The organism is Legionella sp. 227 (assembly GCF_043161935.1).
GTDB lineage: Bacteria > Pseudomonadota > Gammaproteobacteria > Legionellales > Legionellaceae > Legionella > Legionella sheltonii.
Genome location: NZ_CP171154.1, coordinates 3279243 through 3291400, shown reverse-complemented (window position 1 = coordinate 3291400; position 12158 = coordinate 3279243). Strand labels below are relative to the sequence as shown.

Here is a 12158-nt window from a genome sequence, read left to right as displayed (position 1 = left end):
AAAAGAATTTGACTCAAAAATATTATCCTGGTGAGACTTTAGTCTCTTCTTGATCCTTAATTTGCTCATCACTGATCATCGTCCTAGCGCGATTCACACGGAGCAATGCATCTTGTAATACTTTATCAGTTTTACCCAGAGAGGCGTGGAAAAAAGAATTAGAAACTAATTTTTTATTTTCTGCTATTGCCGTTTCGATGGCGTGCTGGCAGGTTTTAAGTTGCTCAGAACTCAATTTTTCTTCGGGGTGAAGGGCGTCAAAGATAGTTTTTATTTTTGTTTTGGCACCTAGAACACAATTTAATTTACTTTCATTTGATACCGTGTCGAAAAGTCGTCTTAGTAGAGAATGCCTGTTTTTGGTAAGATGGGATTCAAACATCTTATCTATTATCTCTAACTCATGTTTGGAAAGCATAGAATTTGAATAATTGTTAGGTTTTATTCCATCAATAGAACGAATTGGCCTTACGGCAAAGAAATGGTTGTTGCCTTGTCTATAATAATCCGTATATTGCAATTGAGTTCCGGGGCCAAATAGTACTTCTTTTTCCCTTCTGAATTTTGATATTGCCCCTATTTTCTTGCCAAGGGTATCTGAAATTAGATCTTCATAAAATATAGTATATGTATTAGCTTTCCATTGTGAGAAGCTATTATTAGCACTTGTGCTTAAAAAACCTTTTTCAAAAAAGTCTGACTTTGTCTCTACTGCACCCATTCTTTGTTTAAAGAAATGAGAGTCTCTGTTTACTATTTCTTTTCGATAGCTTCTACTCGGTGTATTGGTTTCTTCTTTAGTCGAAATTAAAGTCGGTTTAGCCAGACCATGAGCTGCAATAGCAGAACTTAATAAAATCTCTGGAACCAGGTGCTTAAGGAAGCGTGCAGTATACGCATCATGTGAATCTTTTGTTTGGCCATATTTGCGTAAAAATTTCTGGATTTTAGAAAAAAAATTAGAAGAATAAAGTGTTATAGCCAGTTTTTCGGCATAATGAAGGTGTGAACATTCTCCTTCTTTATCCAATCTATTATAATCTTCTGATGTAGGTATGAATTCCATACCCTCAGAAATAAGAGTCGGTTTATTAAAAGCTTTTTTAACAGCGAAAACAGCGTATCTATCGAGCTGCTGTTCTGTAAATTCAATATGTTCAAAATCAGGATCATGTAACAATATTTGAGTGATATTAAAAAGCTCACCATCAATAGAAATTTCTAGTTCATTCAGCGCATTATAAGAACAGTTCATTGTTTTATAATCACTTAACAAGGCATGTAACATCCTTTCAAGTGCATAACTGGCATTATTTTTAAGTCTAGGACCATGTTTAGGTTTTCGGTCTGGTTTTTCATTCAGCACATTAAAAAATAAATTTGCACCCATTCTATTTGCTACATGTTGATATCCTACCGGATAATGCCATTTAGCTAGAAGAAGACATTTTTTTAAAGGTAGTTTTCCTTCTGAATGGTCATAAAATTCAATAATTTTGTTTAGAAAATCTTTTTCTGCATAGAGATCGTTAAGATTGCTACAAGTCCACAATGATTTATCAAGCTCGGATTCAATATTCGAGATTGCTTTTTTAATTTGTTTATATCCATACGGCAAATCATCTTCTTTTGTTTCACTCTCTGCTCGAACAGTTGTTGTCTTATAATAAGAAGAAAAACTTCCCTTCAGATGGGCGTCACATAGTTTCAATCTGATACCAAATTGCTCTTTAGCTGTCTCACTTACTGAGACATCTTTTTCACATTTTGTTACCATTTCTCTTAAAATATCTTTGAGGTAATATTCTTTATTTTGAAAAATAATTTTAGTGTCTTGCTCTATGCAGGCTTCTAAATGGGCTCTATCATAAAAAAGGTGAATTACTTTTCCATTGAGAAGAGCTTCTTCAGAAGAAAGAAATTTTTTAATAAAATCATCGAGCGAGATAGAGGCGTCAATAACAATAGCGTTCTGTGCATTTGGTTTGTAATTTATCTTGAGAACATTACAAATTTTTGTAAAACCATATAGACTTTGTCCTCATATATCATCAGGGGTATAGGTAGGAACGTATAATAGTTCATTGCTTTTATTGTCTTTTTTTATTTTAGTTATAGTGTCTTCAATCGACTGAAATAATTGAGTTAATGATTGTTTTTCTTCTGTCTTAAGTTGAAGTTCTTCTGCTTGAGGTGATATTTCAAGTAGTTCTGCTGCTTTCTTGATATTTTCAATGATTCTACTTGTATTTTCTTTAAATTTCTTCTTCTGTTCCTGATATTCTTTGCTACTATATTGTGATTCATTATTGGGCATTAATTCAATGGTTTCTAAGCCTTCATTAAAACCATAAAATAAGGCGGCAGCTAAACTGATGTAGCCTGAACTATTCCGCCAAATGGCAATTTTACTTTTTTTATCAAGATGGGTTGTTGCGGTATGAAGAGATAAAATCGCTAATATTGTTTCCGGTGTTAATAAATCTGCGATTCTTTTATCAAGTAATATCTTTCTGTTTAAAGCCGCACTTCCATAAAAGCTTTGATTAAAATAATCCTTGTTACAAATCGATTGGATTTTTTTAATATTTTCTTTTACTTCTGAGCTAATATGCAATTCTCTATTTATAAAAGGAAATTTTTTTCGCATTTCCTTTAAAAGTAGAGATATAGCAACCGTCATACCGTCTCCTGCTCACAATCCCTGATAAGCTTCATGTGTATTAAAGTATTTATTTCTTTTATTATACAGGTTGAACATTAAGTAATAATTAAGCGTTTTAATGGATCAATTTGGCGTTTGGATTTTTTGGTGGAAAAGCACTTTATAAGTGTGGAATTTTATGAGTGAACAGCTTCGAATCATGGTTTTATTGTAGAACAGTAGTATGGATTGATTTTCGTGACTTAACCGTCTCCCCGAGTGTAATAAGTGATCTACCGTCACAATACAGTGGTATAACATGGAGATCTTGCGTTGAGCTTAGGATGATGTTCAGCTGGGCTAATTGTTGTGGTTTAAAAAATTTGTTCCAAAAATTAGAACAGCAAAGTTAAACCTAAAGAAACAGTATTAGAAATATCCGGTGTAGAGCTTTCATTTTCGAGTGTTTTAAATGTTCCATAATTGTGTTCGTTTTCATATTCAACAAACAGACTTAAACCAGGAATAAGACGATAGTAGGGTCTTACTGTGTAGCGCATTTGATTCAAGCCACTGCCAATTTGGGCATTAACAACGGTTTTGGTCGCTAAAATACTGCGAATTCCTGTCCTGATTAAAAAATTATTGGTAATTAGCGTGTCGCGGGATAATTCAATATCAAATTTAATACTACCTCCATAAAAGTAAGTTCTTATATCGGTATCAATAAAAAAGGGCATTAATCCTTCCAGACCAAGTCCTGCTTGCCAATAGGGCTTATTAGCAGGTTGATTAAAATAGTTTGCTCCACCTTTAATGGCCCAAAATTGACTGATTAAATGCCAGTAAAAGATGTCTAAATCTGCGTTTTCCAGCACTCCCTTATACAGTTCAGCATCATTGGTAAATAATTGCAGTTTATTATAATCAGGGCCAAACATGCCTTTGTAGGTAAGGCGCTGTGAATTGTGAAAAGGATCAGCACCTACATCTAGAAAAGTTGATAACCAAAGGCCAGCGCCATGAGCCATGGGGTGTTTCACTAAATCCAGGTTAATCGGCTTAATGGCTTCGTCGACTCGTATTATGGGGCGGTTGTCATAAGAGGTGTCTTTAATAATATGTTCCGGCTGGGTTTTGTCTTCGGCTATTTCAATTATGGTTGTATATTGGAAGACGCGGTTCATTCCAGTCATCATGTGATAAAGCATATGACAATGGAAAAACCATTGGCCGCTTGCATCAGTATCTACATCCGCTGTGATTGTTCCTCCTGGTGGAATATCAAGCGTATGTTTTAGCGGATCAAAAGCGTCTTTTCCAGTACGAATAATAAACCAATGACCATGTATATGCATTGGATGATGCATCATGGATGGATTTGTAAATACAAAGCGATAACGTTTACCCGGTTTTAAAGGTATAGGTTTTGCTTTATAACCAGGTACTCCATTCACAAACCAAATATATTGCCCCATATAGCCAAATAATTCCAAATTAATGACTCCCTCTACCGGTTTATTGGGATCATTAGTCGGGACCGCAGCAGTCAAATCGCGATACTTTGTTTCCAATGAGGTCATATAGGATGAAGTGGTAGGGGCTATTGCATCGTTAAATCGAGTTGGTTCAGTAGGCATTTGCATGTTCATGGAGTGTCCCATAGGCATACTATGATCCATGTGCATGGTGTGCTTATGCTGTGAGTATAATGAGTGGACTTGTTCTTTTTGCATTACGGGTAAACTGCCTTGATAATGCCCGCCCATCATTATGTTCATCATTTCTCTTGTAACCGGGATGGGTTCAGGGAACGGTTTGACTTGAGCATAATCGACTGTTTGCTCATTAGTTGTTTTTAGAGCGCCATAGACACTACCCACAGTATCTTTGGAACCCGCATAAATAATATAAGGCTTATTTTTTTCTATTTTTACTAAAACATCATAGGTTTCAGCAGGAGAAATGGATAACTCCTTAATAGAATAAGGTTTTACGTCGTTTCCATCCGCTTGTATGACAGTCATCTTAGAATCAGGTATTTTAATACGGAAAATCGTGCTGCTTCCTGCATCAATAAATCGCAAGCGGACAATATCACCTATTTGAACTGGAGCAGTCCATGGATTGTTTTTAGGATGGCCGTTCATCAAAAATGCATCAAAGGCAACGTCACTAATGTCATAAATGCTCATCCGCATTTGCTGCATGCTTTTATAGTCGTCAAGAAGTCTTTGTCGTTCACTTTTTGATGCTTTTTGGTAATCATGAATAAATTTTGTCAGGGATGGTTGGAGAGGAAAGCGCGGAGCATAATAGTCGCCGGATTTTTTTAAATTAGCTAAAACTTGCTCCGGTTTGGTATTAGTCCAATCCGATAAAACGATGGTGTAATCTTTAGTGAAGGTGTAATGAGGTGGTTTCTTAGGATCAATCAAAAAAGCACCGTATAATCCCTGTTGCTCCTCTAAGCCAGCATGGGCATGATACCAGTAAGTACCTGATTGTTTTAAAATAAATTGGTAGTGAAAGGTACTACCTGGAGGAATTTCAGTTTGAGCCACACCTTCTACACCATCCATTTGCCAAGGAACCAAAACACCATGCCAATGGATCGCTGTTCCTTTATCAAGATGATTCGTAACATTTATGGTTACCTGATCACCCTCTTTAAAATGTAATGTGGGTGCAGGGATTTGATTATTTACTGCAATAGCTCTGGCTGGTTTATTAGTAAAGTAGACCGTTTTATAACCAATATCCAAATTGATAACTTTATGTGCTGCGAATGTAGAAAACGAAACTAAAAAAAATGAAATCAGGCAGGGTAAGGCAATCCAATGACATTTCTTAGATTGGACTTCATGAATATCTTTTAACATGATGCACTCCATGAATATTAAGGTTGATATTCTGTACCTAACTCCAGCCCTAAGGTTTTTCATTTTGGAAACATCCTTTTCCCTTATAACCTACTCCAGTAAAGGGTAATTTTGCTTAAATTTCATTAGCATATTCGTTATTTTGAGTAATTTCTACATAATAAAAATTTATAAATTGCAAATTTGTACCATAATTTTAGAGGGATATTATAAATTTGAAGAGACTCATTTATGTCATTATCCAGGGATGATAAGGGGCGTTTGATTGGTAAAACCGTACAAATTCATGGTTCTGTCGTAACTATTGCGTGTAAGGTTTTGCCCCCTCTACATCAAGCACTTAAAATTTTTCGAAAGGATGACAGTTATATTTTGGAAGTTCATAAACATATCGATCACGAGCATGTGATGGCTATTGCATTACATCGAACTTCAGGGCTACAACGAGGATTGGATGTATTTGATCTGGGAACCCCACTTGAAGTCCCGGTTTCTATACATTCATTAGGTAGACTTCTTGATGTGTTTGGTAAACCTTTAGATGACTTTGACGCAATACCCGCAAGCGAATCGCGCCCCATTTTATCAAAATCACCACCAATTGAAGGCATAACAACAACGCAAACAATTTTAGAAACCGGAATAAAAGTTATTGACTTACTTTGCCCCGTAGTTCAAGGGGGAAAGGTAGGATTATTTGGTGGTGCAGGAGTTGGCAAGACGGTACTCTTGATGGAGTTTATGCATGCGATTATCAAAATTCATCGTGGAGCTTCTGTTTTTGCAGGGATTGGAGAGCGAGTACGCGAGGGCCATGAATTATGGCGTGAAATGCAAGCAGCAGGATTAATGGATAATACGTTAATGGTATTTGGACAAATGGATGAATCTCCATGTGTTCGATTTCGAGTTGGATTATCCGCACTCACCCATGCAGAATATTTACGAGATACATTAGAACGTGATGTCTTGTTTTTGATTGATAATATTTACCGATTTGTCCAGGCTGGTAGCGAAATATCAGGACTGTTAGGAAGAATGTCGGCTAATGTAGGCTATCAACCGACGTTAATGACTGAAATAGCCGAAATCGAAGAACGTATTAGCTCTTCATCTAAGGGTGCAGTCACTTCAGTTCAAGCGGTTTATGTCCCTGCAGATGATATGAGCGATCCCGCAGTTGCAGGAATTATTACGCATTTGGACTCCATAGTTGTCTTGACCCGTTCGCAAGCAGGAAAAGGGATATATCCAGCAATTGATCCTTTGCTATCTAAAAGTAAATTTATGAATGTTGCTGTATTAGGGGAGCGCCATTATTCAATCGCACAGGCAGTAAGGGAACATCTGTCACATTATCGTGAGTTAGAAGACATTATTTCTATGATAGGAATCGATGAATTGTCGTCAGAAGATCAGAAAATTGTTTTAAGGGCTCGTAAATTGCAACGGTATCTCACGCAACCATTTCACGGTATGGTTGAGAGAACCGACATTCAGGGCGTATCCGTACCACTAGAAAAAACATTACTGGATTGTGAGGCTTTTTTAAAAGGTGATTTTGATTATTTGACTGAAGAGCAATGTTATATGAAAGGCTCCTTATCTGGAGTTTATTAAATGGCAACGTTTACGCTGCATTTACATAGTGCCCTGCAAGAGGAACAAGTTAATGGGTTAGTAAGTTTTGTTGGTGAGGATGATTCAGGACAATTTGGCTTATTTGCTCATCATACGCGAATGATGACTTGCTTAAATTACGGATTAGCCCGATTTCGTTATGAAGAGGGTAAAACAGAATATTTAGCAATACCCAGTGGTTTACTCTATTTTATTAATAACGAGCTTCATATTTTAACAAGGCATTACATACGATCCCCAAGCTGTCAGGATATTTTGTTTGCTATAGATCAACAGCTGCAAAGGGAAGAAAAAAAGTTAAAAACTATTAAAGAAAGCATTCATCGATTGGATCATGAAATGCTAAAGAGCTTATTAGAATTAAAGAACAAGGATTGGTATGACCTCTAAGAACTCCCAGAACAAACTCAGAAACAACGTAGAAAAATCCGTTGTTAAAATAGAAAAGTCAAAAAAAGAATCCCCTACAATTTTGGCGCAAACCATTTTTTTAGGGACATTAGGAATACTTTTTATTCTGCCCATAATTATAGGCGCTTATTTGGGCGTATGGCTGGATAATAAATTGCATGGTTATTCTATTGCTTGGACAATTAATTTGATTCTTGTTGGCGTTTTTGTTGGTGCGGTTAATGTATATTTATTTATTAGGGATTAATAATAAGCCCTTTTGTGTCGCTAAGATCCCCTCTCCCGCTTGTGGAAGAGGGGTAGTGATGAGGGTTCACTAATTAAAATCAATACCCTCATCGGCCCTAAGGGCACCTTCTCCCCAAGGGGAGACGGGTAATTACTTTATAAAATACCACTGGGTTGTACTCCAGGTTACATCATGAAATGGAGAGCCGATTGATGCTGACTCAAAGCATATTAACCAGTTGGTTAATTATTTTAATTTTACTGATATGGGCTTGGTTATCTGGGCGAAAACTAAAAAAAAGGCCAAGCTCATATCAGGTGGTTACTGAAGGGATTTATTTGGCAATGTATGATGCAGTAAATGAGGTATTGCCTGAGCATGTTGAACTTGTTTTTCCCTTTGTTGCTACTCTATGGCTCTTTATTCTGCTGTCCAATTTAATTGGAGTGATTCCTGGATTGAGTTCTCCTACAGCAGACCTATCAGTTACATCAAGCCTTGCTGTCGTAACTTTTTTTTCCGTTCATTGGTTTGGTATACGTGCTGAAGGAATTAAAAATTATTTACGACATTATATTTCACCGAGTCCTTTGTTACTGCCTTTTTATTTAATTAGTGAGCTATCACGAACATTGGCATTAGCAGTACGATTATTTGGTAATATGATGAGTCTTCAGTTAACTGCTATGATTGTACTTATGGTTGCAGGATTATTGGCTCCTGTCCCTATTTTAATGCTGCATTTATTAGAAGCGGTTATCCAAGCGTATATTTTTGGAATGCTTGCATTAATTTATATCGCAAGCGGGATTCAATCACAGGTAATACGAAGAGAGAAGGAGTATCTTCATGGATAACATGAGTTGGTTTACCTTGGTGTCCACAGTTGTAGCTGGTTTGGCTATTGCCTTAGGAACTATGTTACCTGCCATTGCAATGGGGCGAGCAATTAGTAAAGCACTGGATGCAATCGCAAGGCAACCCGAAGCAGAAAAATCAATCACACGCACTTTATTTATTGGTTTAGCAATGATTGAATCCTTAGCAATCTATTGTTTGGTGATCGTATTGATTATTTTATTCAGAAATCCCTTATTGGCTTATTTAGTCAATCATTGAAGAGGATTTGAAAATGGAATTTTCCTGGTCAAGCTTTATTCTTGAGTTGATTAACTTTATTGTACTGGTATGGATTTTAAAGTTTTTTTTCTATAGTCCAGTGCAGCAAGTGATTTTAAAGCGTAAGCAGGCAGTTCAGAATGATCTTGATAAAGCGCAGGCGATGTATGATGAAGCCCACAAGTTACAAGAACAATATACAAATCGTTTGCAAATTTGGGACATTGAAAAGGAGCAGGAAAGAAAAAAAATACAGCGCTCACTGCAAGATTGGAAAATAAGTCAGCAAGAGGCTTTTAAAAAAAACTTGGCTCAAGAAAAGGAAAAAATAATAGAGCAAGAAAAGCAAAAATTATCCTCCATAATCAATCAGAATGCGCATGAAGCTTTATTAAACGCCAGCAGGTTTTCTACAAAATTTTTGCTGAATTTTGCTGATATTCATCTTGAAAAAAAATGTATTGATAAAACCCTTGCTGAATTGTCTTCTTTATCAGATGAGCAAATAACCTTATTACAGAAGGGTTTACATGAAAATAAAGAGATAATTATTGAGAGTGCATTTCCTTTAGAGGAACAACAAAAAAATACGATAGCTCATACAATACACAATAAATTTGTTCTGCCTACGGTGTTAGTATTTAGACAAAACCCCGATCTGCTTGCTGGATTAAACATTAAAATAGGACATTTTTTTTTACGAGCCAACTTGCGTGATGAATTAGCCTTTTTTGTGGAAACTGAAAATGAAAAATGCTAAACAGGGGACCCCTACCTTCAGGCACGCTCATCTTGGAGCCGTAGGAACGCCACACGATTTGAGAATGCAGCAGAAGAAGGTGGACTCATATGCTTTTAAGGTACGTATTCAAGAGTTTGGCTCCATTAGTTCTGTTGGCGATGGAATTCTCTGGATACAAGGGTTACCTTCAGCTGCAATTGATGAAATTTTGATTGTCGAAGACGGAAGTAGGGCCATGGTTTTCCATCTAACGGAACATCTGATTGGTGCTATTTTGTTGGAGCAATCGGATACAATTAAAGCATCGATGCGAGTTTTTCATTACAGTCGCTCATTAAGTATTCCGGTTGGTGATTGTCTTTTAGGACGAGTTATTGATCCACTAGTGCAACCTCTTGATGGTTATGAAGTACCTCAGTGTTTTGAGTATGGTTTGCTTGATGTTCTTTCACCACCAATAACACATCGTGATTTTATTAATCAGCCACTTTATACGGGTAACAAGATAATTGACAACCTAATTCCCATTGGCAAAGGACAGCGAGAATTAATTATTGGTGATAATGGCCTAGGTAAAAGTTCGTTAGCGATCGATATTGTTATTAATCAAAAAAATAAAAATGTACGTTGTATTTATGTCTTAATTGGACAAAAAAGATCAACTGTTCTTACCACCATTCAATTGCTAAAGGATGCACAAGCACTTGAATATACAACCGTTGTTGTTGCGGAGGCGTCTGCATTGCCTGGTTTGCATTATCTCGCGCCCTTTAGTGGTTGTGCTGTTGCCGAATATTGGATGAAGAATGGTTGTGATACATTAATTATTTATGATGATTTGAGTGCCCATGCGAATAGTTATCGAGAACTTTCTCTCTTGTTACGACAACCCCCTGGGAGAGAGGCATTTCCAGCAGATATTTTTCACTTGCATGCACGACTACTTGAACGTTCGAGCTGTCTCTCTCCCGAACTGGGTGGGGGCACCATGACCGCTTTTCCCATCATCGAAACCAAGGAAGGGGAGATTGCTACGTACATTCCAACCAATTTGATTTCAATTACTGATGGGCAATTATTTTTTAATGAACAGCTTTTTTCAGGTGGATTCTTACCGGCAATAGATATTACACGATCTGTCTCACGTATAGGGGGAAGTGCACAACATCCACAAATCAAACGGGAAGCGAGTAAAATCAAACTGGATTATATGCAATTTATTGATTTGGAGGTGTTTACTCGCTTTGGCTCTAAGCTCGATGAAACTATGGAACTTCAGGTCCAGCGTGGACGGATATTACGTGAAATTTTAAAACAAAATCAATTGTCCCCACTCCCTATTGAGTTTCAGCTTGCTTGGCTTATTGGATATAACGAGGGTTTTTTTAATGAAATAAAACTTGATGAAATAGCAAAATATTTAAAAAGGATAGAACAACAGGTGTCTCACTGTGATTTGACATTAGATACCCCTAGAGAACAATGGAAAAATAAAGTGTTTAGCTGGTTGAACCAATCATGACAAAAAAAACACGTTTTAAAGCGCACCTGCAAACTCTAAACAAAATTGGTACCATGATGACTGCCATGAGAAATCTTTCATTCATTGAAATGAATAGGGTGACTAAATGTCTTGCGACTCAAGAAAAAATGAATGCAATGATTCAACAGATGGGGATCGATTTTTTATCAAGTTATCCACAATTACTCACTCAGATGGAAGTTGTTGAGTCCAATGTTTATATACTTATAGGGGCAGAACGAGGATTTTGTGGGGGGTTTAATGATAATCTTGTACGTTATTTGGAGACACATTTACTTCATCATTCGATAAATAATCCAAAAATTATTATAGTTGGACAAAAATTGGCGGCTAAAATGATGAATGACCAACGAGTAATCCAAGTCATAGCAGGTCCAAATACAGTAGATGAAATTTCAAATATTATTTTAAATGTAATTAATGCATTAACTTTGGTTTTTACTCAGCTCAAGCTCAGTTCCTGGAATATAGTTTTTAATAAGAAAATTAAAACTAGGGTAGAAGCTACCGTTAAACAACCTTTTATGGAATTTAGAAATATAAAACAATCTGATTTTACCATTTCACCTCAGCTCAATTTATCTCACCAACAATTCATGATTGAATTTATGAATCAATACGTTTTCTTTATGTTGTATTCACTTTTTTATCAATCGTTTTTTGCTGAAAACTATAATCGGGCAAATCACTTAGATAGCGCTTTAGAACGGTTACAAAATAAAGTGACTTGTCTTACGCATAGCATTAACTTATTACGACAAGAGGAAATTACTCAAGAAATTCAAAATATTATGCTAAGTACGCGAATTATTTTAGAAGAAATCGATAATGAAATAAGTAGTTGAATTGGAGAAACTACCTTCGTCGTCCCGATTGGATATGCTAAAGGGTGGAGATCCTCGTTATACTGGAAATGAGTAGAGTACTTACAACCATGCTTACAGTGA

At 36.4% G+C, this 12158-nt stretch carries 11 protein-coding genes; 8 read left to right on the top strand and 3 right to left on the bottom strand.

The window, feature by feature from the left end; genetic code table 11:
- Positions 1-22 precede the first annotated feature (22 nt).
- The 3 genes from ACF8MK_RS14315 to ACF8MK_RS14305 form a co-directional block, all read right to left on the bottom strand.
- Positions 23-1777 (bottom strand): hypothetical protein, encoded by a 1755-nt coding sequence (locus ACF8MK_RS14315; RefSeq protein ID WP_392537224.1) that lies wholly within the window; start codon positions 1775-1777, stop codon positions 23-25.
- A 264-nt stretch (positions 1778-2041) separates the two neighbouring features.
- Positions 2042-2683 (bottom strand): hypothetical protein, encoded by a 642-nt coding sequence (locus ACF8MK_RS14310; RefSeq protein ID WP_392537223.1) that lies wholly within the window; start codon positions 2681-2683, stop codon positions 2042-2044.
- 356 nt (positions 2684-3039) lie between these two features.
- Positions 3040-5526, bottom strand: a complete 2487-nt coding sequence (locus ACF8MK_RS14305) for a multicopper oxidase domain-containing protein (protein ID WP_392537222.1) — start codon at positions 5524-5526, stop codon at positions 3040-3042.
- Between the two features lie 231 nt (positions 5527-5757).
- Here ACF8MK_RS14305 and atpD point away from each other — a divergent pair, with 231 nt between their 5' ends.
- The 8 genes from atpD to ACF8MK_RS14265 all read left to right on the top strand — a co-directional run bounded on the left by atpD (position 5758) and on the right by ACF8MK_RS14265 (position 12056).
- Positions 5758-7146, top strand: a complete 1389-nt coding sequence (gene atpD, locus ACF8MK_RS14300; RefSeq protein ID WP_392537221.1) for a F0F1 ATP synthase subunit beta — start codon at positions 5758-5760, stop codon at positions 7144-7146.
- On the top strand, positions 7147-7557 hold the full coding sequence (locus ACF8MK_RS14295; RefSeq protein WP_392537220.1) for a F0F1 ATP synthase subunit epsilon: 411 nt from the start codon (positions 7147-7149) through the stop codon (positions 7555-7557).
- Positions 7547-7825, top strand: a complete 279-nt coding sequence (locus ACF8MK_RS14290) for an AtpZ/AtpI family protein (RefSeq protein ID WP_392537219.1) — start codon at positions 7547-7549, stop codon at positions 7823-7825. The genes ACF8MK_RS14295 and ACF8MK_RS14290 overlap by 11 nt, the downstream gene beginning before the upstream one ends.
- A gap of 194 nt (positions 7826-8019) precedes the next feature.
- Positions 8020-8664 (top strand): F0F1 ATP synthase subunit A, encoded by a 645-nt coding sequence (locus tag ACF8MK_RS14285; protein ID WP_392537218.1) that lies wholly within the window; start codon positions 8020-8022, stop codon positions 8662-8664.
- A complete protein-coding gene (locus ACF8MK_RS14280) occupies positions 8657-8926 on the top strand; it encodes a F0F1 ATP synthase subunit C (protein ID WP_028380582.1) in 270 nt (89 codons plus the stop codon). Before ACF8MK_RS14285 ends, ACF8MK_RS14280 begins: the two co-directional genes overlap by 8 nt.
- Positions 8927-8939: 13 nt before the next feature.
- Complete coding sequence (locus ACF8MK_RS14275; protein ID WP_392537217.1) at positions 8940-9686, top strand: F0F1 ATP synthase subunit delta; 747 nt, start codon at positions 8940-8942, stop codon at positions 9684-9686.
- A gap of 64 nt (positions 9687-9750) precedes the next feature.
- Positions 9751-11190 carry a F0F1 ATP synthase subunit alpha gene (locus tag ACF8MK_RS14270; protein WP_392538974.1) on the top strand — a complete coding sequence of 480 codons (1440 nt, stop codon included), beginning with the start codon at positions 9751-9753 and terminating at the stop codon, positions 11188-11190.
- Entirely contained in the window at positions 11187-12056 is an 870-nt protein-coding gene (locus tag ACF8MK_RS14265; protein ID WP_392537216.1) for a FoF1 ATP synthase subunit gamma, read from the top strand. Before ACF8MK_RS14270 ends, ACF8MK_RS14265 begins: the two co-directional genes overlap by 4 nt.
- Positions 12057-12158: the final 102 nt, after the last annotated feature.